20 protein-coding genes and 3 pseudogenes are annotated in these 24588 nt (G+C 58.6%); 15 read left to right on the top strand and 8 right to left on the bottom strand.

Going from position 1 to position 24588, the window contains the following annotated elements:
• Positions 1-772: 772 nt before the first annotated feature.
• Positions 773-2839 (top strand): putative bifunctional diguanylate cyclase/phosphodiesterase, encoded by a 2067-nt coding sequence (locus NCR39_RS29225; protein WP_250456278.1) that lies wholly within the window; start codon positions 773-775, stop codon positions 2837-2839.
• A gap of 501 nt (positions 2840-3340) precedes the next feature.
• Here NCR39_RS29225 and NCR39_RS29220 read toward each other — a convergent pair.
• Positions 3341-3814, bottom strand: a pseudogene (locus NCR39_RS29220) (NADPH-dependent F420 reductase); the annotation flags it as partial.
• 331 nt (positions 3815-4145) lie between these two features.
• On the opposite strand from NCR39_RS29220, the gene NCR39_RS29215 reads away from it, so the two are divergent.
• The 6 genes from NCR39_RS29215 (at position 4146) to NCR39_RS29180 (ending at position 11772) form a co-directional block, all read left to right on the top strand.
• Positions 4146-5438: a hypothetical protein gene (locus tag NCR39_RS29215; RefSeq protein ID WP_250456277.1), complete on the top strand. Its 1293-nt coding sequence runs from the start codon at positions 4146-4148 to the stop codon at positions 5436-5438.
• Positions 5439-5483: 45 nt separating this feature from the next.
• The gene (locus tag NCR39_RS29210; protein WP_250456276.1) at positions 5484-5819 is read left to right on the top strand and encodes a hypothetical protein; all 336 of its coding nucleotides are present in this window, start codon (positions 5484-5486) and stop codon (positions 5817-5819) included.
• A 1626-nt stretch (positions 5820-7445) separates the two neighbouring features.
• On the top strand, positions 7446-7946 hold the full coding sequence (locus NCR39_RS29205; protein WP_350029711.1) for a HigA family addiction module antitoxin: 501 nt from the start codon (positions 7446-7448) through the stop codon (positions 7944-7946).
• Positions 7936-9450 (top strand): ATPase domain-containing protein, encoded by a 1515-nt coding sequence (locus tag NCR39_RS29200; protein WP_250456274.1) that lies wholly within the window; start codon positions 7936-7938, stop codon positions 9448-9450. Before NCR39_RS29205 ends, NCR39_RS29200 begins: the two co-directional genes overlap by 11 nt.
• A complete protein-coding gene (locus NCR39_RS29725) occupies positions 9443-11506 on the top strand; it encodes a PAS domain-containing hybrid sensor histidine kinase/response regulator family protein (RefSeq protein ID WP_284507409.1) in 2064 nt (687 codons plus the stop codon). Before NCR39_RS29200 ends, NCR39_RS29725 begins: the two co-directional genes overlap by 8 nt.
• Before the next feature lie 119 nt (positions 11507-11625).
• Positions 11626-11772: a hypothetical protein gene (locus tag NCR39_RS29180; protein ID WP_250456273.1), complete on the top strand. Its 147-nt coding sequence runs from the start codon at positions 11626-11628 to the stop codon at positions 11770-11772.
• Between the two features lie 351 nt (positions 11773-12123).
• Here the strand turns inward: NCR39_RS29180 and NCR39_RS29175 are convergent, their stop codons facing one another.
• Entirely contained in the window at positions 12124-13143 is a 1020-nt protein-coding gene (locus tag NCR39_RS29175; protein ID WP_250456272.1) for an IS110 family RNA-guided transposase, read from the bottom strand.
• A 119-nt stretch (positions 13144-13262) separates the two neighbouring features.
• On the opposite strand from NCR39_RS29175, the pseudogene NCR39_RS29170 reads away from it, so the two are divergent.
• Positions 13263-13625: pseudogene (locus tag NCR39_RS29170) on the top strand (IS21 family transposase); the annotation flags it as partial.
• A gap of 981 nt (positions 13626-14606) precedes the next feature.
• Positions 14607-15446 carry an eCIS core domain-containing protein gene (locus tag NCR39_RS29165; protein WP_250456271.1) on the top strand — a complete coding sequence of 280 codons (840 nt, stop codon included), beginning with the start codon at positions 14607-14609 and terminating at the stop codon, positions 15444-15446.
• A 617-nt stretch (positions 15447-16063) separates the two neighbouring features.
• Here NCR39_RS29165 and NCR39_RS29160 read toward each other — a convergent pair.
• Positions 16064-16993: a LysR family transcriptional regulator gene (locus tag NCR39_RS29160; protein ID WP_250456270.1), complete on the bottom strand. Its 930-nt coding sequence runs from the start codon at positions 16991-16993 to the stop codon at positions 16064-16066.
• Positions 16994-17085: 92 nt separating this feature from the next.
• Here NCR39_RS29160 and NCR39_RS29155 point away from each other — a divergent pair, with 92 nt between their 5' ends.
• From NCR39_RS29155 to NCR39_RS29145, 3 genes are all read left to right on the top strand, one after another.
• Positions 17086-17514: a DMT family transporter gene (locus NCR39_RS29155; protein ID WP_250456269.1), complete on the top strand. Its 429-nt coding sequence runs from the start codon at positions 17086-17088 to the stop codon at positions 17512-17514.
• A gap of 10 nt (positions 17515-17524) precedes the next feature.
• Positions 17525-17998, top strand: a complete 474-nt coding sequence (locus NCR39_RS29150; protein WP_250456268.1) for a DMT family transporter — start codon at positions 17525-17527, stop codon at positions 17996-17998.
• Between the two features lie 178 nt (positions 17999-18176).
• Complete coding sequence (locus NCR39_RS29145; protein WP_250456267.1) at positions 18177-18425, top strand: hypothetical protein; 249 nt, start codon at positions 18177-18179, stop codon at positions 18423-18425.
• Positions 18426-18438: 13 nt separating this feature from the next.
• Here the strand turns inward: NCR39_RS29145 and NCR39_RS29140 are convergent, their stop codons facing one another.
• Together NCR39_RS29140 and NCR39_RS29135 are read right to left on the bottom strand one after the other, a co-directional pair.
• Positions 18439-18882, bottom strand: a complete 444-nt coding sequence (locus tag NCR39_RS29140; RefSeq protein WP_250456266.1) for a type II 3-dehydroquinate dehydratase — start codon at positions 18880-18882, stop codon at positions 18439-18441.
• Between the two features lie 4 nt (positions 18883-18886).
• On the bottom strand, positions 18887-20170 hold the full coding sequence (locus NCR39_RS29135) for an MFS transporter (protein WP_250456265.1): 1284 nt from the start codon (positions 20168-20170) through the stop codon (positions 18887-18889).
• A 189-nt stretch (positions 20171-20359) separates the two neighbouring features.
• Here NCR39_RS29135 and NCR39_RS29130 point away from each other — a divergent pair, with 189 nt between their 5' ends.
• Positions 20360-21145 (top strand): IclR family transcriptional regulator, encoded by a 786-nt coding sequence (locus NCR39_RS29130; protein WP_250456264.1) that lies wholly within the window; start codon positions 20360-20362, stop codon positions 21143-21145.
• A 196-nt stretch (positions 21146-21341) separates the two neighbouring features.
• A complete protein-coding gene (locus NCR39_RS29125; protein WP_250456263.1) occupies positions 21342-21866 on the top strand; it encodes a tyrosine-type recombinase/integrase in 525 nt (174 codons plus the stop codon).
• A gap of 15 nt (positions 21867-21881) precedes the next feature.
• Here NCR39_RS29125 and tnpC read toward each other — a convergent pair whose 3' ends face one another.
• From tnpC to tnpA, 3 genes are read right to left on the bottom strand one after another with little or no spacing between them, the layout of a single operon-like run.
• Entirely contained in the window at positions 21882-23474 is a 1593-nt protein-coding gene (gene tnpC / locus NCR39_RS29120) for an IS66 family transposase (RefSeq protein ID WP_250456262.1), read from the bottom strand.
• 29 nt (positions 23475-23503) lie between these two features.
• Positions 23504-23875 carry an IS66 family insertion sequence element accessory protein TnpB gene (tnpB, locus tag NCR39_RS29115; RefSeq protein ID WP_350029710.1) on the bottom strand — a complete coding sequence of 124 codons (372 nt, stop codon included), beginning with the start codon at positions 23873-23875 and terminating at the stop codon, positions 23504-23506.
• On the bottom strand, positions 23872-24273 hold the full coding sequence (tnpA, locus tag NCR39_RS29110; protein ID WP_250456261.1) for an IS66-like element accessory protein TnpA: 402 nt from the start codon (positions 24271-24273) through the stop codon (positions 23872-23874). Before tnpA ends, tnpB begins: the two co-directional genes overlap by 4 nt.
• Before the next feature lie 55 nt (positions 24274-24328).
• Between tnpA and NCR39_RS29105 the strand changes: the two are divergent.
• Positions 24329-24478 (top strand): annotated as a pseudogene (locus NCR39_RS29105) (integrase); the annotation flags it as partial.
• Positions 24479-24588: the final 110 nt, after the last annotated feature.

The following is a 24588-nucleotide window of genomic DNA, read 5'->3' as shown; positions in this document are numbered from 1 at the left end:
TATTCATCGGCGGAAGTCGATCCCACGCATTACTCGTTGCGCGTAGGTGCGCTGAAACAGCGCTTCGAACTCGGCGCGCCAGTCAGGCAAATCTGGGCGCAGCGCCGATTCGCTTGGGTGTCTCCGCTGGATGGTGTGGAGACGTTCGATAGCCAACCTTGACGCTCCGGCGTGACGCCGTATGCAGCGGTAGCAACATAACGCTCGTTGTGTCCGAGGGCACGCGAACGTCCGCTCACAAGGTGTTGAAGTCGCGCGAGTGCCTGTGCGGCAAGTAGCGAACGGCTCTTTGTGGCCGAACCCTGTCTAACAAGCAATGCGTACACTTCGGCCTTGACGGGCGTTCGCCGGTCGCGCCAAGGATAACCGAGCGATCCATGCCGATGATAGGAACCGCCTTGCGCGCGCGCCTTAGGCGTCCGGAGCCCTTCCAGGACGCCCGTGACTGCCTACCATGTCGGATAGTGGACTGCCCGGTGGCAGAGGGCGAGCGGGCGCGAACAATGCTGATTACTTAGCCTGCCGATTCGACAATCCTGCATAGTGCGATAGCTATGTAACGCGTACGCGTGGCTCTCTCTCGGCACGCCTTAGCGCCAGAAGACGCTTTCTTCCAGACTGACGCTCGCGGGTTGTAGCCCTTGATGGGCATTTTCCGTCGAACGAGTGACAAAACCGGGCCGGTGTTTCGATTTTAGATCGGACGAATCGTGTGCCGTCTCGATAGGCTCATGACGCGATAGTTTAGTAGTGCTCGCGCGAAAAACGATCGATGCTTCCGCATACATACAATCCGCTGCTGGTCGTCTGCTCGCTTTTCGTGGCCGTTCTCGCTGCGTACACGGCGTTTGATATGGCCGGGCGCATCGCCAGCGCCAAAGACCGGATGACTTGGTGGTGGCTTCTCGGCGGCGCGTGCGCGATGGGACTGGGAATATGGTCGATGCATTTCGTCGGCATGCAGGCCTTCAATTTGCCGATCCCGCTCGGCTACGACCCCCTGATCACTGTCGCGTCGTTGCTCCTAGCGATTGCAGCATCGGCACTCGGGCTATGGCTCGTTTGTCAGGACCGACTGCCGATTCCGCGCCTGATGGTCGGCGCGGTGATGGTGGGGCTAGCTATCGCCGGTATGCACTACACGGGCATGGCGGCCATGCGGATGCGGCCGGCAATCGATTACGACCCCGCGCTGGCGACAATGTCGGTGACGATTGCGATCATCGCGTCTGGTGCCGCGCTCTCGCTCGCATTTCGCCTGCGGGGCCGCACGTCGATGATGCTATTTCGTCGCAGCAGTGCTTCGCTGGTGATGGGCGTTGCCTTTGCGAGCATCCATTACGTTGGAATGGCGGCCGCCCGGTTTCCCATAGGCAGTGTGTGTGGCGTAGCCGAAATCGGCGCAAACCATGGCTGGCTAGCCTTGGTGACGATGGTCGTGACGCTGGCCGTTATTGCGATCGCGTTGACGATTTCCGTATTCGACATACGCATGGAGGCTCAAACGGCCGCGCTAGCGACTTCGCTAGCAGCGGCCAACGACAAACTCGCGCATCTTGCACTGCACGATAGCCTGACTGAACTTCCCAATCGCATGCAACTGGAGAACAGGCTCGAAGAATTGGTTCGAACCGCGATCCATGCCGACGACAGGTTCACGCTCATGTTCATGGATCTAGACGGCTTCAAGGCGGTCAATGATGCATTTGGTCACCGCGTTGGGGATCAGTTGCTGATCGACGTCGCCACGCGCATCCGCGCCCGTCTACGGCCTCACGAGACGATTGCACGCATAGGCGGCGACGAATTCGTGTTGCTGTCTTCCCTCAAAGATGCGGCGGCCGCCGCCGAGTTTGCGGTAGCGTTGATCGGAGCGATCCAAAAGCCGTATCGGGTAAACGGCCACGAAGTCGAAATTTCGGTGAGCATTGGCATCACCATCTTTCCTGACGGTGGTGCGAATCAGGAGGAACTGCTATGCAACGCTGACTCGGCCATGTATCACGCCAAGGCGCTCGGTAGTGGCGGCTATTGCTTCTTCGAAACTTCGATGGAAGCGGATTTGTATGAACAGATGCAAATCGCGCATGAGTTGCATTCGGCGCTGAAACGAGGCGAAATGATCCTTCACTACCAACCTAAGTTTAAAGCCCCTAATGGGCCAGTGGTTGGGGCGGAGGCCCTTTTACGCTGGGATCATCCGGTTCGCGGGCTCATGGCCCCCGAGCGATTCATTCCGATTGCGGAGAAGACCGGGCTAATCGTGCCAATCGGAGCCTGGGTGTTGGACGAGAGTTGCCGACAACTGAAGGCTTGGCACGATTCGGGTCACACCGGCTGGAGCATGGCTGTGAATCTGTCGCCCATACAGTTCGCCCATGAGGGTCTTACTCAGGCGGTGCGGGACGCGTTGTATCGGCATGACTTGCCAGCAAAATGCCTGATCCTGGAGGTAACCGAATCGACTGCAATGCGCGATGTCGACTTCAGTTTGATGGTCCTTCGAAAATTGCGCCGGACCGGCGTGCAAATCGCGATCGATGACTTCGGCACCGGCTATTCGAGCTTGCTCTATCTCAAACGCCTGCCTGCGACCGAGCTCAAAATTGATCGCGGGTTTGTGCGCGATCTTGCCGACGGCACGGAGGACGCGGCGATCATTTCAGCCATCGTAGCTCTGGGAAGAACACTCAATCTGCGGATCGTTGCCGAAGGCGTTGAAACCGCCGCGCAACAAATGTATCTGACCCGGCTAGGCTGCGACACGTTGCAAGGCTTCCTGCTCGGCAGACCGGTGATCGCAGATGCGTTCCTTGCGACAGTCGTTTCCTCTGAGTAGCTTCGGATCACTTCGCAAGGTCGGGGTCGGCATTTTTGATATGCTCACGCATACGACACGTCGTTTGACGTGTGTACTCGAAGCCAGTCGCTGACGAGTTTGACGGCGACCGTAGAGTACGCGCTCGGCGTGCTGGATGCGCAAGTGCGCGCGGCACCTGAAGTGGACTTGTCGCGCGACCCAGCGTTGCAGTGCGTGACACGCTCTCGAACTGGAGGCGCAATGCGATACGGCCGTTATGACCAAGCGCGACTAGGCGTGCGCGTCGAGTTCGTCGCGAAGTGGCACTTCCGACCCAACTCGGTCAGACAACTTCCTCCAAACCAGCCGCTCAGCTGAATCGATGTCCGGCCAATCGGAATGCCAGAAAACGGCCGGTGGTGAACTCGCCCGATCGGCCAACTCCCGTCATTGAACCGAGCCGGGCAGCGGTCACTCAAACGACGGCTCCTTGCCGAGATGTGCCCGTTGTGAATCCAACGAGCCTACCGCTGAGCTTTTTCATCGCCGAGCGAATTGCGGTCCACAGCTTTTTACGCGTGCATGAACGAGCAGGCCGCCTTCAGAGAGCCCGCCAAGTTTGATTGGCGCAAAACCGAGTCTTGCCGCAAGCGTGCCAACCTCTGCTGCGGCCCGGTCATCGTCGCTAGCCAAAAACACGACTCTCCTGCCACCGTGTACGGCCGGGTTCTGATCGAGGATGGCAGCCACCAGGTGATTGAAGCCTTTGACCAGATCGGCCCCGGCGAATGCCTGCGCGACGAGTGCAGAGGATGAAAGACCGTCCAGTTCCTCAAGCGGCGCTTGCGTGTTCATTGCGTCGATGACGGTCTTGCCTTTCCAGTCGGGCAGCGCCTTTGCGATCTTCGGATGCGACTCGAAACGGACGGCCAGAAAGATGACCTCCGACTTGCTGGCTTCCGCCAGGGTTGTGGGGGTGATCGTGGGCCCGATCGCGGCCGCCTCGGATGCAAAGCGCGTCGCGCCATTACCGTCTGCTGATTTGGAGCCCGCGTTTACTGCGCTGCACGCTTAAAGGGATATGTTGACGAACGGGCCAATCGACTCCTGCCAATGCTCGACGACGAAGTAATCGGGCGTGACCGACATCCACTGCACTGTCGCTGACAGTAGGGTTTCACGCCGCCCGGATTGGACCATTGCTTCGGGCCATCCGAGAAGTCATCAGTAGGTATAGTGGCTAACCTCTTAGAATATGTAGAAATGCGCGGGCAAAGCGAGGGCTCGCCGGTGCCCCGCGCTGCGGCGCGTTTTTCCAGATCGGACGTTCTATTAAAGGTGACAGATGACAGTCCCTGAGACGCGTTACTCAAGCCGGTCCGAACGACTTTCGTTTTCCCCGCTGAATTTTCGAGCTGCGAGGCAACAACTTGTTGTCGCACTGGTGGCTTCCATCGTCGTCCCGTTGGTGCTCGCTGCGCTGTATGCCTGGCACACATATGGCCGCGTGATGGCAGAGCAATCCGCGCGGTTGAATCAGCTCGCCTGGGTGGCCGAAAGTAACCTCACAAATTTGCTCGATGTAAGTCGCGAACTCGCGGTGCAGGCCAGCGGTATAGCCACTCCAACCGACACGCGACGCATGGAAAACGAAAGCACGACGCTGAACAAGCGGCTTGAGGCCGTGGTCGCGGCTCATCGACACGTTGCGGCGCTCTCTGTCTACGACAGTAACGGACAGTTGCTAGCAGACAGCGGACGGCCGCGGACTTCTGAAAGCTACATCGGCAAGGAAGACTTCGATGTTGTCCGCTCGACAGCGCATCCTCTCTATATTTTTTCGCCGCAGCGCGGTCGAGACGGTGGCCCGACCGTAATAAAGCTGCTCTTCTCAAGAACGACTTTTGAGGGCCGTTTCGATGGGGCGACGGTCGTCTCAGTGTATGTAAGTTACCTTGCGCAAATTTGCCAAAAGCTTATTGAGGAAAATCCAGAACTCACTGTGGGCGTATACCGGGAGGACGGTGCGGTTCTGACGCGTATTCCCAGGCCTCGTGTCGCGGCGCCGCCGCCGAAACACGCTGTCCTCCAGAATGAATTCGCTCGAGGTACGTCCCGCGGCATTATGGAAATCGACTCTCCGCTCGATGGCATTCGAAAGCTGCTCGCTTATCGGCGCGCGGGAGAATACCCCGTATATGCCTCAGCGGGACTCGCAGTCAGCGATTTGGTCCGGATTTGGCTGCGCGACGACATGTCTATCGTCCTTGTTGCCTTGATTCCATGTATCTGCCTTTGGCTGCTCATCGCATTTTCGCTCCGCCGCCTTCGTGCTGAAGAGGCGTCCTGGCGCAACTGGCGCCGTGAACTATCGCGGCGCCGTTCTGCGGAAGCCTCGACGCGACAGCTGCAACGTATGGGGGCGCTCGGCAATCTGGTTGCCAGCGTCGCGCATGATTTCAACAACCTGCTGATGGTCGTCACCGCCAACATGGAGATCGCCCGCCGTAAGAACTACAGCGGCGTGAAAAATGAAGTCGACGCCGTCGAACGGGCTTCTTCGAGCGCACGTGAGACGACAGTAGTTCAGCGATTCGTGACGAGAGTGCGGGTGTGCAATCGCCGGAAGATCCTTTAGAGATCTCACGCCGGAACTCCCACCGCAGTGGAGTTGAGATAGGTCTTGTCCGCAGATCTCGTTGGCCGGTTTCCCTCAGCAAAACGTGATAAAGCGCAGTCTCTTGAGAGGAAAATTTCAGCAATTGAAAGCCTGATTAATGGAAGGTTTCACGCCGAGGCGGCGAGACAATTAGATGCTAGTTTCGCTGAAGCATTGGGCGATCCGAATATCTTGTCGACCCGCGCCGGTTTACTTATAGCGACAAACTTGCATATTATTAAAGTGAGAATCTTTGAAATTCAAAGGCAAGTAGCGGATGCAGGTGCCGAATGCTTAGGCACTACCGCTTCTGAAAGCAGACATTCCAATGTGGCTATGCGAGAGACCTTGCGACGTTGAGGCAAGGCTACAGGGCCTTAATGTAACCGGATTAGCCGAATGCCGTACTGGACTCCGTATTCTCGCTGTACCTGCGCCATCACTTCTCTGGCCCGCCTATTCAGGTCTGCCAGTCGGGACCTACGGACCAGCGGTGCGGCGTGCTTCACCCTCATTAGGTAGCGGCTTGGGTTTATCCATAGTATTCCCTCGCTACTTACCCTACTATGTAGGGAGGTGAAAATGGCGTATTCGAAATCCATGAGGCAAGGCCGCCGATTAATGGGGTGGTGGGCTTCACCTCTCTTAAAACCCGCGCTACTACGTTAACAAGAGAAAACGGTGTATTCACACATCCTCAGGTTTTAATTGACACGCAGTCCGTTGCCTTGGGCTTGTTTCTCTGTTCCTCATATCTAACCATATAGAATGTTTTCAAGTAACAAGTCTGATTTGTTCTATGTGAAGACCAGAGTTATCAAGGCTGGCGACGGCACGACTAACCGTATCGGGCAGCAATTCAAACCATCGAGTTAGGGGCATGTTGCGACTATCCGTTGTGTTGACTATTCCCAATGGCGGCTAACGCCTCCGCAGATTGCTGATGAACTGCGCGCGGTATTTCTGCGTCTCCTAACGGCGTGGCAGGTATGGGGACTGCTCCACGAGCTTAGTCAGAGGACCAAATATGAATATGCAGACATATACGAAGCGCCTATGCGTCATAGACGAGAGGATAAAGTGTACCCGTAGACGGATAGCAGATTACGAGCGCCTTGTGTTGTTTCCGCAAGGGCACAGTCCCATAACGATACTGGCCGTACTGGACAGTCTCCGCTTCACGTTGGACGCTTTAGAACACCTACGCGGTCTGGTTACAAGGGCGCAAGCCGCTGCGATGGTTGAGAACCGCCTATATTGGCTGCCAAATATCATGCCTCGCCCGTGATACCCCTATTAACTTCAGTGGATTATAAGCGGGCAATAGGTCGGAGGGTAGCGTATTTGTGAGCAAAATCCCGCGACACCGACCGATTCGATTCGATTCGAGATAAGGGTAAGTCCACATTGTTGATTTCCACCAAGTCTTAACCCAATCGTGGGTCAGGATTCAGTGCAAATCAACAGGTATGCGGGTGAGGACCATATCAAGCTAGCAAAACAGGCCGGCTTCGAACATTTCGTCGTTAAGCCGGCGGGGATTGCCGATTTGAACAGGGTCATGATGTCTTATCCGGGGGCGCCAGGAAACGCCGAGACCGAATGCTAGCGCGCGCGGCGCAAGTTGCCGCACCCACTTACGTTGCGAGCGGGCAAGCGTTATGCACATCAGTGACATCCCCGCGTGAAGCGAGACGAACCATGAAAACGAATGATCCGTGTGACGACGTCGTAATACTCCGCCCGCATTCAGGCGCTGGCTGGAGTGTGGAGCTGCAGCAAGCGGACACCGAAGGTCGCAAATTCGCGGCGGTGGTTGGGGACAAGAACCAGGCGCTCAGGCTCGCTGCCGAAATGTGCCCCGGCATTCCAGTTCGGGTCGTCGCCGGAGATTCGTAAAGCCGAGTGTTGGACGGCGCTGTTTCATGATCCCAAGCACGACTCGGCGGGTAGATTATTCGCACAGGCGACGCCAGTACTTCTTCGATGCAGAGCTCAGCTAAGTCTCGCGAGCGGAGACGCGCCTCTTGGCGCCTGCGGCAAAGGACCAGCCGAGAGATTGGAACGCAAGGTGAGCCGTGTGCTATTGTGCCCCTCCTTTTGTCACGTTTGGGTTTACAAGAAGCGATGACGCGCCGAAAAACTGATTCATCCCTTTGCATGACGCCAAGTGAACATCCAGGTGTGCTCCTTCGAGACTGCGTGCTGCCCGGCGTAGGACTATCCATTAGTCAGGCCGCGCGCGAACTTCAGGTGTCGCGACAGACCCTGCATCGCATCTTCGACGGCACGGCGGCCGTGACACCGGAGATGGCCACCAGAATCGAGACGTTGACCGGGGTGCCGTCGATGTTCTGGCTGCAGCGTCAAAGCGCATTCGACCTGGTGCGCGCGCGTTTGTCTTTGGCCGATGCGCTTTCGCGTATTCCCCGCCACACACTTTCCCGCGGCCTCATGAAACAGATTGGAGTGCTTGATGAACGATAACAGCGACGTGAGCTCTGTTGCGCAAACGGGTGTTGGAGGGCTAGACGATGTACTTGCGGGCGGGCTGACGAAGGGCAACCTGTTTCTTCTCGAGGGCGATCCAGGTACGGGTAAGACCACTATTGCCATCAAGTTCCTGATGGCCGGGACGGATGTCGGCGACAAAGGCTTGTACATCACGCTCTCGGAGACCGAAAAGGAGCTGCGCCGCGGAGCGGCATCTCACGGCTGGCAGCTAAGCGACGACATTTCGATCTTCGAAGTCGTACCACCGGAGAGCCTGATCGAAGCGGATCAGCAACAAAGCCTTTTGTACTCGTCCGATTTAGAACTGGGTGAAACGACACGCCTGATCCTGCGAGAATTTGAACGGATTAAGCCGCAGCGCGTCGTCATCGATAGCCTGTCGGAGATCCGGCTTCTTGCGCAAAGCTCGTTGCGCTATCGGCGGCAGATCCTCGCGTTCAAACACTATTTTTCGCGACACGGTGCGACCGTCCTGATGCTCGACGATATGACCTCTGACGCCCTGGACAAGACCGTCCACAGCGTTGCCCACGGGGTGATCAAACTCGAAGAGCTGTCGCCGGACTACGGCGCCGAGCGGCGCAGACTCAAAGTGTCGAAATACCGCGGGCGGGGATATCGTGGCGGATTTCACGACTTTACGATCAAGCAGGGCGGAGTAACAGTATTTCCTCGCCTCGTTTCGAGCGAGCATCACACCAAGTTTGCGCGCCACCAGGTGATGAGCAATGTCGAAGGGCTTGATGCGTTACTCGGAGGCGGAATTGAGCAAGGCTCAAGTACCCTGATCCTCGGGCCTGCCGGAACAGGAAAAAGCCTCTTTGCATTGCAGTTCATCGCCGCTGCCGTCGCACGAGGCGAAAAGGCCGCGCTCTTTGCGTTCGATGAAGAACTGGGACTTTTGTTCGATCGAACACGTGCTATGGGGTTCGATCTCGAAGCGATGCGTGACGCGGGCTTGCTCCAAATCGAGCAGGTAGATGCAGCGGAGCTTTCACCAGGGGAATTTGCCCACCGCGTGCGGGCCCGAGTCGATATGGCACAGGCCAAGACAATCGTCATCGACAGTTTGAATGGCTATCAGGCCGCAATGCCGCAAGAGAATGCGTTGATCCTGCATGTGCATGAACTGCTGCAATATTTGAATCGGCAAGGTGCCAATACGTTCTTGACTGTCGCCCAGCACGGCCTGGTCGGCGACATGAAAGCACCGGTCGACGTCACCTATCTTGCCGACACGGTGGTGCTTTTGCGTTATTTCGAAGCGCTTGGCAGTGTTCGACGCGCGGTGTCGGTCATCAAAAAACGCACCGGCCATCACGAGGAAGCGATTCGTGAGTTTCGCATCACTGAGGCAGGGCTTAAGGTCGGAAAGCCACTGACCGAGTTTCAAGGCGTGCTTCGCGGCGTACCGACCTTTGTGGGTAACATCGGGCCGCTTCTCGGCGCGAGCGAAGGCGGCGAAAGAGATGCCTGAGATTGATCCCTGTCCGACCTTAATTCTCGCCCCGTCGGGGCGGGATGCCAGCATCGCCGCCGCAATGCTCACCGAGTTGAAAGTTTTATCCCAAATTTGCCGAAATGTTGAGCATTTATCTTCGTTGGTAAGCGACAGGACATGCTGTGTTGTTGCTACTGAGGAAGCACTCGTCGACGCCGATCTGCATAGGCTTTCGACTTGGATCAATACGCAGCCCGCGTGGTCGGATCTGCCTTTTGTCGTGTTGACAAGGCGCGCGAGCGTAGCGGATCGGGCCCCTGCGGTCCGGTTAGTTAAAACGTTGGGAAACGTTACGCTCATCGAGCGACCTTTCCATCCAGCGACGTTCGCCAGCGTGGTCGGCACAGCGATTCGAGGACGAAATCGCCAATTTGATGCGCGCACTCGCATCGAGCAGGTACACGAAGGCGAGGCGCGACTTCAGACTGCGTTGACGGCCGGTCAGTTGGGGTCGTGGGACCTCGATCTGTCGACCGGCGTTCTGACGACTTCCGCCACGTGCAAGGCCATCTTCGGCTACCCCGCAGACTCTGCATTCACCTATCAAACATTGCTTGCCAGCATCCACCCTGATGATCGGGATCGGATGCAGGCAACGGTCAAGTCCAGCGTCGAGACTGGATGTGACTACATCATCGAGTACCGGAATGTTTGGCCGGATCGCACAATTCATTGGGTTGATATAAGAGCTCGCGTCTTATCAGACGAGATCGGCAGGGCCTACCGCTTGGTAGGCGTGTCATCAGACGTCACAGCGCGCAAGACCGCCGAGGAGGGCATGCGGCAAGCCAACGAAGCGCTTGAGATGAAAGTGACACAACGCACGGCCGAGCTCTTACAGACCCATCAAAAAGTCCTTGATGAGATCCGACAGCGAGAACAGACGGAGGAATTGCTGCGACATATTCAAAAGTTGGAGACGCTGGGCCAACTCTCAGGAGGTATCGCTCACGACTTCAACAACCTGCTGATGGCGATTATCGCGAATCTTGAACTGGCGCGCAAAGAAGTGCCACAAGAGTCACGCCTTATGAAGCTGATCGATGGCGCATTTGGGGGGGCCCGGCGCGGTGCCGCACTCACGCAGCGTCTGCTCGCTTTCGCGCGACAGCAGGAGTTGAAGGTCGAGCCTGTCGCAATGTCCTCGTTGATCGCGGGCATGTCAGATTTGGTGCAGCGGTCGATCGGTTCATCCATCGAGCTTGTTATCCGAAGCGATTCCACGTCGCCACAGACGATGGTCGATGCCAATCAGGTTGAACTCGCAGTTCTTAATCTGGTCATCAACGCTCGGGACGCGATGCCCAACGGAGGAACGCTGAGCATCAGCGTGGACACCGCGGAGGCGTCGGGCGCTTTGGAACTGCACGCGGGCCAGTATGTTCGGGTGACAGTCAGCGACACTGGCACCGGCATGGACCCGGCCACACTTGCACGCGCCACGGAGCCATTTTTTACGACCAAAGAGGTCGGAAAAGGTACAGGACTTGGTCTTTCCATGGTTCACGGGCTTGCCCTGCAGTTGGGTGGCTCCTTGCGTCTTGAAAGTAGTCCCGGTCGAGGCACGCATGCGTCGTTGCTGTTACCCGTCAGCGAGGCTCAGACAAGCCATGCGCTGCCCCCAGTAACGCTTCCTGCAAGGCAGAGCGAAGTTATTGACCCGCTCCACGAACGAGCGTGCGTTCTAGTGGTTGACGACGATCCGCTTATCGCGTCGAGTACGGCTTTTCTGCTCGAGGATTTGGGCCATGAAGTTGTTGAGGTCCATTCCGGTGTGGCCGCGCTTGATGTTTTACACAACGGCAAACACATCGATTTGATCTTGACTGACTATTCCATGCCGCGCATGACGGGCCTGGAGTTGGCTCACGCGGCACGCGGCCTTCGACCCAGTCTACCGGTTGTGATTGCAACCGGTTATGCAGAATTGCCCGAAGGCGCTGACCATACTATTCCGCGCATACGCAAGCCCTATTTGCAGGAGCAGTTAATCGCGGAGATTCGAAAGGCGCTTCATCCTCGCTCGACCTAAACAACCTCATTCTAAGTCGTCGATGGGGACGCAATATCCCGAAGCACCACCGCGGCGGAATTGATCTATTTCCAGATTTCACTCTCAGAATAGAAAATGAGTGCGTATTTCGGACGAAGGTGACCGGCCGTTTCGGGATCGTGACCGGTGATTTCGGCAACGTGACCGGCCGTTTCGGGATCGTGACCGGTGATTTCGGCAACGTGACCGGCCGTTTCGGGAACGTGACCGAACGAACCGGACGGCAGGACTGGCGTTGCGCATGACATCAACCACGCGAGCTATGCTCGCCGGCTTTTGCCGGAGAGAGCATGCCCGCGCACCGGATGAACATGCGCATGTATATGAACGCCTCCCTTTTGCGAAGCAGAAGTGCGCGCTGACAGGTGGATGGACTGCTGCTGTATATCCGGCCTTGGTGCAGTGCAAGACGCGCACTGCGGGCCCCGATGAAATTCGCTTACTCGCGCCTCTTTGATCAAGCGAGCTGCGAGCTCGTATGCGCATTCAGGTTTGGCGAGTACCGGTCCGACCTATCGTGTCATCGCTTTCGACTGCCGACGCAACCTTTGGATAAGCGTGCCTGGAAGAACGCCGTCTTATCGACGGGTTCGCAGTTAGGCGGGTTTCGTGCTGACGTGCCCTTGTTGATACGGGCAGCCATGGCTGAGGACTGCCCAGATTATTCGAGCGATCTTGTTTGCTATCGCGACGACGACTACATTCGCAGGTCTGCGCTGTTTGATCTGATCAAGCCACGGGGTAGACTGCTTTAAACGGTACATAACGCTTCGCGCACCGTGAATCAGCAGTGTCCGTAAGTACGTGTCACCACGTCTGCTGATTCGCCCAAGTACCACCTTTCCGCCGGAACCGGTCTGCCGGGGCACCAAGCCGATCCAGGCGGCAAACTCGCGTCCGGATCTGAAGGCACGCACGTCACCCATCGAGGCAACGGCTGCTGTCGCGGTCAACGTGCCGACGCCGGGTATTGCAGTAATCGCTCTGACGCCGCTATCGTTGATAGCGGCTTGTTGAAGTCGCCGTTCAATCGTAGAGACTTGATCGTCGATTTTCGATAGCGCAGCCCACTGTTCCCGCAGCGTATCAATGAGCGCGAGTGGAAGCCGTTCAGAAACGCGCGCCAATATCATGGGCATTGCCTTATCGAGTGCAAGGCGACCTCGTGCAGTGACCTCACCATACTCGGTCAGGAGTCCCCGCAGACAGTTTATCTGCATGGTGCGGAACTTGATCAGCTGCTGGCGCAATCGGTGCAGCGCCAAGACTGCCTGCTGCGCCTCGGTTTTTACGGCTACCGGTTTGCTCGGCTGCTGCAACGCGAGCCATATGGCTTGAGCATCTGCTGCGTCGTTCTTGTTACGGATGTTGAAGGCCTTTACAAATTCCGCTGGCATCAGCTTGACCTCGTGCCCTAGCGCCATCAGTTGTCGCGCCCAATGCTGCGAACCGCCGCATGCCTCCATGCCGATAAGGCATGGGGCCCGATTCGCAAAGTGTTCGAGAAGCTTCGCACGCTTTATCGGCTTGTTGATGACCTCGCCCGTCGCAGCGTCAACAAAGTGTATTTGGAAGACACGCTTCGCGATATCGATCCCAACGGGCGTAAGGTTCATCTCGGTCTCTCCTGGAGTCAAATGGCAGAGGTCGCAACGGCTCGTCAAGCATAGTGCGTTTGCATAGCATCCGCCGTTGCCGGGCCAATTCCCTGGTGCGACCATGGCGGGAGGCGTTCATTTCATTGATCACGGATGTTTTACGACTTAAGTTCGACGGCGGTTTCTCGCATGATCGAGTCGCCGCGTCGCTGGGCATTTCCAAGGGCGTGGTCACGAAGTACGTCGGGCTGGCGGGTGCCGCCGGGCTGGATTGGGCGATCGCCTGTGATATGGACGAAGGCGAGCTCGAGCGACGGCTTCTTGGCAAGCCCACCGGACCCGCAGCCTATGCACAGCCCGACTACGGTCGCATTCATCAGGAACTGCGCCGCAAGGGCGTGACGCTGACGTTGTTGTGGGAGGAATATCAGGCGGAGTTCGCGAATCGGAAGACCTACCGTTACACGCAGTTCTGCGAGCACGATAAGGCGTTCGCGAAAAACTAGCAAGGAAATCTACAATCGACACCGCGCAACGCCCGACCGCGTCAAACGGTCACGTTCCCGAAATCGGCGGTCACGTTCGCCGAAATACGCAATGAGTACGGTGAATGTCGACGAGGGCCGAATTTTTGCTCCCGGAAAGGGGCGTGAATGACCGGAACATTCGGTTAGACGCCGTTGAGACTTAACTAGAACCACTGGCAGTTGTGGGTCGATGGGAGTCGGGAGACGGCTCGGCACCGCTCGATCATCGGCGAGCTTCGAACTACTGGCGTCGGCCACTTTCTGCCGCTCGCCTGAGCCATCCAGTGGTCACTTGAACGGCCGGTCCAGTCTGAACCCCGCCCGATGTTCCGCGCACGCCGGCCTTCGCGGACGTTCGCTGATCGCGGCAGGGATGACCGTTTGACGTTCGGCAACCGGCCGCCGATACCACGGTCATGCCGATCTGCGATTCGTCCCAGGACCAACGGGCGAAATCGACCCATCGCTGTCGGTCGAGCCACCGCAGTGGCAAGTGGCAATGAATCGGTTCTGGCGGTGAAGCGGCCTCTCACCTAGTACCACTTAAGGTCAATCGAAAAACGGCGAACGATACGACGAGCGTATTTACTGTAACTCTCTCACAAGAAAATATGCATTCGACGACTTCCTGCGATTACGCTGCCCCTGATCCTCGTTAGTGTTGCTCAACGCGCTGGGGCAGGGCTGGGTGAAAGCCCGGGCGGCATCCGTTTCGCCGTTGCGCTCGACGTTGCCCGAACAATAGGTTACGTTGGACTTCGAGATGAGAAGAGCGACACGACGTTACGCCAATTAACTCTTGGCAGGCCGGTCGAACAACTACCACGCTCGTCCCTCCTCGGCCAGATTACGGCACGAGCAAATTCGATATGTTAGGTTTCCCACATATGTCTCCTGTTCTCGCAATATTGTCACCTACACTTTTCTCAGACCGTGCAATGGAGGGCGAGTGCGATGGAGACGAGACACCGCAAATTGCTTGCCCTTTTGCCATTGCTGTTGCTCTCAACATCTGAATACGCGGGGGCGTGGGATCCCATTGGCGATATTACCCATCCCGACAGGATCGTCCGAAATGTCGGCAGGGAGGTCGATAATGCCGGCAGGGCTGTCGATAAAGCTCGTCTCGAAGCACAAGCTCAAGCGGGCGCTCCGATCTTTGAGCAAGCTATTAATGCATCACGCGCCACGGCAATAAACGGAGGTGTGCAACCAATCCCGCCAGATGTAAGGCAGGATCTGACCGGGTACATCGACGAAGATGTATTGAATCGAGCCCGGTACAAAGTGGGCGACAACGGCATCGTAAATATCGCCAATCTCAGCATCCGTTATGGTGATGCCGCGGCGGTAACGCTTGTGGACGTCATCGTCTTCGCCAATCCCCTCGGAATTCGCGATCGTGCACTATGGGCGCACGAGCTTACTCATGTCAGGCAGTACCGGGATTGGGGGACTCGTGATTTTGCGATCCGTTATTTGCGCAGTTGGAATGGCGTGGAAAACGAAGCGTATGACGTGCAGAATCAATATGCTGCGTGGCAGTCGCAGCACCTTGCGCAGCAGTCTGGTCAAGGACTTTCGCCACCTCCAATGTCTCAGGGTCCAATGTTGGCCCAGAACCAACTGCCAATCCCGGTGCCTGCTCCTCTCCCGGTTCCAGTCGCCCGACAGCCGTATAGCAACGCTTGTTTTACTCCGCAAGGACCTTGCTTGCTCCCGCAACCGGTGCCCTTAGGTATTCCCTGTGGTTGTCAAACTCCCGTCGGTGTTTTCGGGGGCGTCACACGGTAGTATGGTAGTCATCATCAGGGACAACAGAACGTGGCCTACGAAAGCGGCCGGCCGCCCGCACTGCGAGAGTCACGTATCCGCCGATTGCCGACGAAATTGAGAGCTCCGTCGAAACGAAACGGCGCCCGATGAGCTCTAGTTCGTAAGACATAGTCTGGCGGTTGAACGATTTAGTGGGCGGTTTAATGGTGACTCGCGCGTCAAAGGAGAAGACTTAATCATCCGCTCCCGGCGAGAGACTGGCGCGCTCATGGGCCCCTCCAGCTTTCCTGACGTCCCGTTGCGTGTCGCGAGCATGGGAATGTTAAGGCTGCAAAGGCGCGCGCTTCAGGCTCACCGACAGCTACGGGTCGGTACGGTAGTTCGAGGGGAAGGTCGCCTCAGGTGCCCAGCGCCCTGCCTTTAACTTCGGCAAGCGGCCATCGCAGTCGTTAGCCTTTACCGGCGCGTGGTCACTCGTGCGGCGAGTTTGTCCTTGAGAAGGGACATCGGCGGGCCAACGTTGAGCAGCAAAAGTGATGTGCAGCACTTTCAGTTGCGGCCTTCCGGGGAGCTCGACAAAGCGAACACCAACCGATGGCCCTACTGAATGGCTGCATGACGCTAGGCTCGCGGCGCTATAACACCCGTTCCCGATATGGCGGGCTGCCAATGCGATCGACGAGAAAGTCTGCAAGCGACTGGACACGCTTCGCCCGCAGTCGCGCTTGCGGAAACAACAACGTGATATCGGGCGGATCGGGTTCGACCGAGGCGTGCCAACCGGTCAGCAGCGGGACGAGGCGCTTGCGCTTCAGTGTGTCCCGCTGATAGATCCAGGTCGGAAAGAGCACAATCCCTTGCCCCGCGAGCGCCGCTTCCACGAGCGTCTCGGCGTTGTTGCAGCGAAAGCCGCCGCTCGTCTGAAAGGCGCGGTAGGCCGTCTCCTCACTTCGACGAAAGAACCATTGCTGACCGCCGTGCTGGCCGTGGTAGACGAGGCAGTCATGCGTGCGCAAATCCTCCGGCGTGTCCGGCGTGCCGTGACGGTCCAGATATGCGGGACTGGCACAGAGCAAGTACGTTTGTGTTCCGAGCTTGCGTCCGACGAGGCTGGAATCGCTTAGCCGGCCGACGCGAACGGTGATATCGGCGCCTTCCTGGATCGGATCGACGAAGGCATCGGTCAGCATCAGTTCGACGGATACCTTCGGATGCATTCTCCGGAACTCCGCCAGCAGGGGCGCGATATGCAAGCGCCCCAGCGCGACGGGCGCATTGACTCGGACAAGGCCTTGCAGAGCGGCGTCCGTCCCGTCCGCGAGCGCTTCAGTTGCGGCATCGAGCAGGTCCAGTGCTTCGCGCACTTCCGCGTAGTACCGCTCGCCGGTTTCGGTTAGGCGCACCGCGCGAGTGTGACGAAACAGCAGGCGTTGTCCGACGCTCTCTTCGAGTGCCGCAATCTGTCGCGATACGGTGGACTGCGGCACGGCGAAGCGTCGCGCCGTCGCGATGAAGCTGCCCGTCATCGCGATATGGACGAAGTAACGTAATGCGTTGATCTGCATCGAGTTGCCAAAAAGACATCAGTGATATGTCATTGTGACGGATTGTTCCCGCGTCTGCGTGCCTCTACGATGGCGAGCTTTTGGAGGCATGGATGAAACAGGTCGCGCTGTTGCTCCTCGTTGTCCTGGCGGGCATGGGATTGTCCGTCGAGGCGGGGCTGCTCGGGCCGCTGGGCGAGGAGATCGGTCACGGCTGGGCGACGCTCGGCATCTTCGGACTGGGAACGCTGTTGCTGACGTTCGGCCTCGTGTTCGGCCGAACCAGCGTGTCTGCGCTCTTTGCGCAGCCGCGCTGGACGCTGCTAGGCGGCGTGCTCGGCCCTGTCTACGTGTTCGCACTTACGATGGCCACGCCGCATATTGGTGTCGGCCTGACGATGGTCGGCATCCTGTTCGGGCAGCTCGCCGCGAGCCTTGTGATCGATCACAACGGCTGGCTCGGCAATGCCCGGCGCAGTATCGACTTTCACCGGGTCGGGGCGCTGGTCGCGATTCTTGCTGCACTGTGGCTCGTTCATTGAGGGAAGGGTGATGTTTATTGCAATGCTTCTTCTGGTGGTCGCGAGCGGCGCAGTCCTGTGCGCGCAATCCGCGATCAACGGCAGGCTCGGATCGGTCGTCGGCGTGCTGGAAAGCGCCTGGCTGACATTCGCGCTCGGCGCGCTCGTGACTATTGTCATTGCGTTCTTCACCGAGCCGCCGCACGCGATGAATGTGTTCACCGTGCCGCGATGGCAACTCACAGGCGCGTTCTTCGGCGTCGCCTACATGCTCGTGATCGTCTTTGCGATGCCGCGCGTCGGCACGGCGGCTGCGACAGTGGCGGTCATCAGCGGACAGCTTCTCATGAGTCTCGTGATCGATAACTTCGGCTGGTTGGGCAATGCGGTCGTTCCGTTGAGCGAACGGCGATTCGCCGCGATGGCGCTGCTGGCCGTGGCGCTCGCGCTCATCTATCGCAGTAACACGATCGCGGGCCGCAAGCAGGTGACAGCGGCCGCTTGATAATGTCCGATGGCGCGTCTGATGAAGGGCCGTCTGCTCGTGTGCCGCACTATCAACGCGCACGCTGAAAGGGGATTGGGTACGTCGCATACGCCAGTGCCGACGAGCGAACTGCGTTTCGCGTCGTCACGCGCGGCATCATGAATTTGGTGTTGTTGAAAGCGCTACTCACCGCCATGTGCGGCTCGATGCGCAACTGCATTCAAACGGCACAACACAGGATGACGTCGGGGGCGAAGCGATCGACGGCATTCCGGTGCTTTCTTTCGCCTCGCTCAACGATGTCGAGGACTGCCTGCTGACGGCCGATCACCGCGACATCGAATCGCACGAACGAGAGACTTGCAGCGATGCCGGCGGTTTCTGGACGGCGCTGAATTACGGCGTTATCAACCGGCTCGTGCCGGAACTGCCGACAGCGCCGTAATCGTGTCAATGCATCAGGGGGCGGTCCAAAGGTCATCAACGGCGCGGATCGCCAGCAAGTAGCCGTTCGCACCAGCCCCGCAGATCACGGCGGTTGCCGCCACTGATATCGTCGAATGACGGTATTCCTCCGAGCGTCGGTGAATGTTCGTGATGTGGATTTCCACGACAGGGCGGCGAATCAGCTTGACCGCGTCGAGCACCGGAATCCGCCCGAACGAGAAGCCGGCCGGGTTAATGATGAGCGCCGCGTCCTGCAGGAAGGCTTCCTGAATCCAGTCGATCAACTGGCTCTCGCTGTTGGTCTGGCGGAATACGCAATCGAATTTGAGATCTTCAGCGAGCGCAAGACAGTTCTTCTCGATGTCCTTCAGCGTCGCATGTCCGTAAAGGTGCGGCTCGCGTGCGCCCAGCATGTTCAGGTTCGAGCCATTGAGGATGTAGAGTTTGCGAGTCATGGTTTCAGTGTGTAGCGCTACGTTCGAGGGCGGTGTCTTTGGTTTCCCGCGACGTCGCGATCATGAGAAAGGAGAGCAGGTTCAATGAGCCACAGACCGCGACGATGGCCCACGGTGAACCATGGAAGGCATTGAGCAGGGCGACGGCGATGATCGGCATCGGTCCACCGGTGAGAAGGTTCGCCCCCGAGTAAGACAGTGCGGAGCCCGTGTAGCGCGCTTCGGTCGGAAAGAATTCGGCGAACCACACCGGCTGAATGCCGCTTTGAAACTGCGTGAAGCCGAGGAAGGCGCCCATCACGGCCATCGTCATGGCGATGGAGTGGTGATTGAGGATCGGAAAGTAGATCAGGCAGCAGACCAGCGTGCAGAACGAGCCGATCATCAGCGCGCGCTTGCGTCCGATCCGGTCGCTCAGATAGCCACCCGCGAGCGCACCGACGATGGCGCAGACGTTGGCCACCATCAGCAGCATGAAGCCGGTCTGCTTGGGCACGCCGAGGTTCTTCGTCAGATAGCTCAGCGAGAAGACCACGATCAGGTAGAAGAGCGCAGCCGGGCCGCAGAAGAACAGCGTAAGACGCAGTGCGGTCCGCCAGTGAAACCTGAAGACAATGCCGAGCGGATTGACGGCGCGCGCGCCTTCCCCATTCCTTTTGAGCGCCTCGAAGGCCGGCGTCTCGCTGACCTTCATGCGGATATAAATGCCCAGCAGCACGAGCACGAAACTCGCGAGGAAGGGGATTCTCCATCCGAACGATTCGAAGTCGTCGGTCGAAAGGAGACCGGACAGCGCAAAGAGGGCGAAATTGGCCAGGATCTGGCTGAGCGGTGAGCAGATGCCGAGCAGGCCGGAGTAGAGCCCGCGCTTGTTCGCGGACGCGTGTTCGACCGCCATCAGTTGCGCGCCGGTCGATTCGCCGCCCAGCGCGAAACCCTGAATGATGCGCAGCGAGACCAGCAAGGTCGGCGCGAGTATGCCGACTTGTTGATACGTGGGCAGCAGGCCCATCAGGAACGACGACGCGCCCATCACCGAAACCGTGACGAGCATCAGGTTGCGCCGTCCCCAGCGGTCGCCGAGCATGCCGCAGATCACCGCGCCAAGAGGACGTGCGGCGAGTCCCGCCCAGAAGCTCGCCAGAGACGCGAGCAGCGAGGCGGTGGCGTCGAGCGAAGGGAAGAACAGCTTCGGGAAGATCGTGGCCGCGACAACGCCGTACAACGCGAAGTCAAACCATTCGAGTGCCGTGCCGACGGTTGCGCCTGCCACCGCGCGACGCGCCATCAGGTGAGACTCCGCGGATCGTTCGCCCGCGGCAAGGTTGGGGTCAGCAGTAACTGACATGGGTGTCTCCTGGATTCTCGCTATGTCGTGATATTCGTTTCTTGCGGCGAACAGGTGCTATTGTTTTCGCTGCGAAAGCGAACCGTTCCGCACCGGAACTGCATTTCATATCATGAAAGCCGACTAACGATGTCACTCAAAAACGGCCTGAGCATGCTGGACTTCCTCGCCTCGCAGGGCGAGGGGGCAGGGCTGGTCGAGATCGCGGATGCGCTGGGAATGCCACGCAGTTCGTGTCATCGCGTCCTCGCAGACCTCGTCGAAAGCGGATATGTGCGGCAATTGACGGAGCACAGCCGCTACATTCTGACCATGCGCATGACGTCGAACGGGCTCGAGTTTTTGAGCTTGACCGGCATTGCAGATATTGCCCAGCCGATCATTGAACGCATCGCGGAGCGCACGGGCGAACTGGCGCGGCTGTCGCTGGTGGACGGCGATGCGATCATCTGGGTGGGGAAGGCCGACGGTCAGCGGTCGGGCTTTCGTTACGATCCCGACATGGGACACGCAGCACGGCTTTCCTGCACATCGACCGGACACGCATGGCTCATGACGATGTCCGATGAAAGAGCAGCTGCGCTCGTGCTGAAGCAGGGCTTCGGTCAGCCGAATGAATTCGGCCCGAACGCGCCGACCACCCTGAAGTCGCTTTTTGGCTTTTTGCACGCTGCGCGGGTGCGCGGCTACGCGATGATCGATGAAGTATTTGCGCCGAAAATGTCGGCAGTCGCGGCACCCGTGGTCAGCGGCTCGCGTTGCGTCGGTGTCATCAGCTTGGCCGGTCCGCGTAAGCGGCTGACGGCAAATAAGATTCACGAGTACTCCGAACTGCTGCGCGAGGCCGCCAATGAACTAGCCCAGTTGAGCAACATGGCTGGCTTTCCAAGTCGGCCGCCTCTGGGTAAGGGATGAACTGGAGCGAGACACGCCCTCCGCCGACCGACACCATGCGGTTCGAGTGAGCTTCTGTGATACATCGGCGTGGATGACCGGAGCACTCTGGTAACCGCCGTTGGAATACCGACGATCCGACCGTCAGCAACGGGTCGAAGTTTGACCGTTCCGCAAAGCGCACAATCGATCTCCCTTCGTTGAAGAGGAGCTTGTCATGGAAATGCTTGATTCTTCCGGCACTCGTCGGGTGCCGTGGAATAAGGGAAGGCTAACCGGCCAAAAGCCTCCGCTGAAGCTGCGGGAAATCTGGGCGATTCGAACAAGGCTGCAGATGTCGTCCAACGCTCGCGAGTTGGCGATGTTCAATCTTGCGATCGACAGTAAGCTTCGAGCGTGCGATTTGACGCGCTTGCAAGTGCAGGACGTCTACATGGGAGGTCATGTCGTAGCTCGCGCGACTTTCATGCAACAGAAAATGCACCGACCCGCGCAGTTCGAAATCACGGAGCAGACTCGTCAAAGTGTCTCTGCCTGGATTTCGGCGCGGGGATTGAAGCCTGCCGACTATTTGTTTCCAAGTCGACTGCATGCCTCAGCGCACGTGTCGACGCGCCAGTATGCGCGCATCGTTCATCGTTGGGTCGCGTCAATCGGGCTCGATGACACCGCGTACGGGACGCACACCATGCGACGAACGAAAGCGTCGTTGATCGTAAGCGTAGTAGCAGCGACGTCTTGACTGGGATCGTGATTGTCAGGCTGGACTGCGGAGCTGATCGGCGACGACCCACGGTGTGAGTTCGCTAATTCGATTGATCGCATGGTCAGCGATGCGTGCGAGCACGTAGCGCAGATACGCCTCAGGATCGATGCCATTGAGTTTTGCGGTGCCCACCAGGCTGTAGATGGCGGCGGCACGTTCGCCGCCAGAGTCTGCTCCAGCGAACAGATAGTTGCGGCGCCCGATGGCCACCCCGCGTAGCGCGCGCTCGACTGGCAGGTTATCGATTTCGAGCTGGCCATCATCGCAGTAGCGTGTGAGCGCTTCCCACCGGTTCAACGCATAGAGGATCGCCCGACTCGTGTCAGATTTGCGCGAGAGCGTTTCGAGCGTTGTCGTGAGCCACGCATGGAATCGGTCAAGTAACGGCCGCGCGTGCTCCTGGCGATAAGCGCGGCGCTCGTCGGGCGGTTTGCCCCTGATCGTTTCCTCAATCCGGTATAGCGCGCCGATACGCTCGAGCGCTTCGGTGTTCAACGCGTTGGGGCGCGCTGCGTGCAATTCATAGAACTGACGTCGAGCGTGCGCCCAGCAAGCTGCCTCCGTGACGCGCCCGGTTTCGTAGATGGCCTGGTAGCCGCCGTACGCGTCGGCTTGCAGCGTTCCGTTGAACGATTCGAGGTGCTGCTGCGGACGGATGCCCTTGCGATCCGGCGTATAGGCGAACCACACCGCCGGCGGCGTCATGTCGGCCGATGCACGATCATCGCGCACGTACGCCCACAGGCGACCGGTCTTCGTCTTGCCGTTGCCCGGAGCAAGCACTGGAACCGGCGTGTCGTCGGCATGCAGCTTCGTCGCCGACATCACGTGAGCACGCAGTGTTTCAACGAGTGGCTGCAGCAGCGTCGCCGCGTGACCGACCCATTTCGCAAGCAGCGAGCGATCAATCTCGACGCCTTCTCGCGCGTACATGACTGACTGCCGGTAAAGCGGTATGTGGTCGGCGAACTTTGAGACCAGCACGTGCGCCAGCAGCCCTGGGCCGGCGAGACCACGCTCGATGGGACGGCTCGGTGCAGGTGCCTGAGAGATGTGGTCGCAACACACGCAGGCAAACTTCGGGCGCACATGACGGATGACCCGGAAGCTGGCCGGTACGTACTCAAGTTGTTCGGCGACGTCTTCGCCCAGCGACTTCATCAGGCCACCGCACTGTGTGCACTTCCCGGCGGATTCGGGCAAGTGCGTCTGGATCTCTCGCGGCAGATGATCGGGCAGTGGCTTGCGCGGTGTCTGTTCTACAGCCGTGCGCGGCGTCTTCGGGATTTCGACCGGCGCCGCACCTTCGTCGGCCTCAAGCTCTTCGAGACGCAACTCGAGTTGCTCGATCTGACGGTCCAGCTTCTCCGACTTGCGACCGAACTGCATACGGCGCAGCTTGGCAATGAGCAGCTTCAGGTGTTCGACTTCAGCTGCGCGTGAAGCCAACGCGGCTTGTTGCGAGTCGACCGTTTCTTGCAGCTTGAGCACTTGCGTGTCGCGCTCGCGAAGCACCGCCTCCCGGCTGAGCAGCAGGGCCTTCAGCGTTTCGACATCGTCGGGAAGTGGGTTCGCGCGCGTCATGCAGGCAGTTTACGCGCCGGCAACGACGTTTACAACGCTGAAGTCGGACGTGTCGTTCTCGTCGGTTGCCGCCAGTCGATGCCTTCCAGCAGCATAGATAATTGCGCCGGGCTTAGGCAAATAACGCCGCTGTCGGCCTGAGGCCATACGAAGCGACCCTTCTCGAGTCGCTTCATCAGCAGGCACATGCCATCGCCGCTCCACCACAGTACCTTGAGCAGGTCGCCGCGTTTGCCGCGAAACACGAAGACGTGCCCGCAGAACGGATCACGTTCAAGCACAGTCTGCACCTTGGCCGCGAGACTGTTGAATCCGGCGCGCATGTCAGTGACTCCTGCGGCAAGCCACACTCGGGAGCCGGAAGGCAGGCCTACAGCAGACGGCAGCATCAGCAGGCTCATCGAGCAAGGCCCCGCACAATCTTGATCAGGGTTGCGATGGGTGTGTCAGCGCTTAATCGTAGCCGGACGTCACCACATTCGACCTCGTAGGTGCCGACACTGTTCGACGATTGGCTCGCCGTTGCTTCCGGCAAAGGCTCGGCCACCGCCACGGGTAGCCAGCCGAGCGCAGGTGCCTCTGGCAACGGAACGTCGGGCATGCCGAAATCGCCTGCAAGATAATGACGACGCCATTTGAACAGCAGATTGGCGTTGACGTCGTACTCGCGAGCGATGAGCGCGGCCGATGCGCCCGGCTTGAGTGTCGCCTCAACGATCTGCCGTTTGAACTCGACCGAAAAATTGGGGCGTTTGGATCGTTTGGATTGCGCAGCGTTGTCCACAATAGCGTCCACCATTCATTTGGTGGACACCAAAGTAGCCAAACTCAACGAGGATATCTACACGGTAATGAGGACGCGCTTACCGTTGATCTATCGACGCACCAAGAACTTGCGCGCGGTTCAATTGCTCTTGGGCCATACAAAAATCGAAAGCACCGTGCGATACCTCGGGATCGAGGTAGACGATGCTCTCGAAATGGCTGAGCAAACCGAAGTGTGATCGCCGGTGGCCGGCGAGCGTGCGCTTGCCGGCCATTAGGCGCCGCTCGCGCATCCTGTTGTGCGGACACTCGGACGGCCGCTTTGTATCTTTAAGCAGTCGTAGTATTG

The organism is Caballeronia sp. ATUFL_M2_KS44 (assembly GCF_023630965.1).
Lineage (GTDB): Bacteria > Pseudomonadota > Gammaproteobacteria > Burkholderiales > Burkholderiaceae > Caballeronia > Caballeronia concitans.
Note: the sequence above shows the minus strand (reverse complement) of the source record. Positions and strands in the feature narration are given on the sequence as shown.

Bases quoted from the DNA above. Each gene is read 5' to 3' on its own strand.
- NCR39_RS29225 (WP_250456278.1), top strand. From the start codon at position 773: ATGCTTCCGCATACATACAATCCGCTGCTGGTCGTCTGCTCGCTTTTC.
- NCR39_RS29215 (WP_250456277.1), top strand. From the start codon at position 4,146: ATGACAGTCCCTGAGACGCGTTACTCAAGCCGGTCCGAACGACTTTCG.
- NCR39_RS29205 (WP_350029711.1), top strand. From the start codon at position 7,446: ATGCAGAGCTCAGCTAAGTCTCGCGAGCGGAGACGCGCCTCTTGGCGC.
- NCR39_RS29200 (WP_250456274.1), top strand. From the start codon at position 7,936: ATGAACGATAACAGCGACGTGAGCTCTGTTGCGCAAACGGGTGTTGGA.
- NCR39_RS29725 (WP_284507409.1), top strand. From the start codon at position 9,443: ATGCCTGAGATTGATCCCTGTCCGACCTTAATTCTCGCCCCGTCGGGG.
- NCR39_RS29175 (WP_250456272.1), bottom strand. From the start codon at position 13,143: ATGAACCTTACGCCCGTTGGGATCGATATCGCGAAGCGTGTCTTCCAA.
- NCR39_RS29165 (WP_250456271.1), top strand. From the start codon at position 14,607: ATGGAGACGAGACACCGCAAATTGCTTGCCCTTTTGCCATTGCTGTTG.
- NCR39_RS29160 (WP_250456270.1), bottom strand. From the start codon at position 16,993: ATGCAGATCAACGCATTACGTTACTTCGTCCATATCGCGATGACGGGC.
- NCR39_RS29155 (WP_250456269.1), top strand. From the start codon at position 17,086: ATGAAACAGGTCGCGCTGTTGCTCCTCGTTGTCCTGGCGGGCATGGGA.
- NCR39_RS29150 (WP_250456268.1), top strand. From the start codon at position 17,525: ATGTTTATTGCAATGCTTCTTCTGGTGGTCGCGAGCGGCGCAGTCCTG.
- NCR39_RS29140 (WP_250456266.1), bottom strand. From the start codon at position 18,882: ATGACTCGCAAACTCTACATCCTCAATGGCTCGAACCTGAACATGCTG.
- NCR39_RS29135 (WP_250456265.1), bottom strand. From the start codon at position 20,170: ATGGCGCGTCGCGCGGTGGCAGGCGCAACCGTCGGCACGGCACTCGAA.
- NCR39_RS29130 (WP_250456264.1), top strand. From the start codon at position 20,360: ATGTCACTCAAAAACGGCCTGAGCATGCTGGACTTCCTCGCCTCGCAG.
- NCR39_RS29125 (WP_250456263.1), top strand. From the start codon at position 21,342: ATGGAAATGCTTGATTCTTCCGGCACTCGTCGGGTGCCGTGGAATAAG.
- tnpC (WP_250456262.1), bottom strand. From the start codon at position 23,474: ATGACGCGCGCGAACCCACTTCCCGACGATGTCGAAACGCTGAAGGCC.
- tnpB (WP_350029710.1), bottom strand. From the start codon at position 23,875: ATGAGCCTGCTGATGCTGCCGTCTGCTGTAGGCCTGCCTTCCGGCTCC.
- tnpA (WP_250456261.1), bottom strand. From the start codon at position 24,273: ATGGTGGACGCTATTGTGGACAACGCTGCGCAATCCAAACGATCCAAA.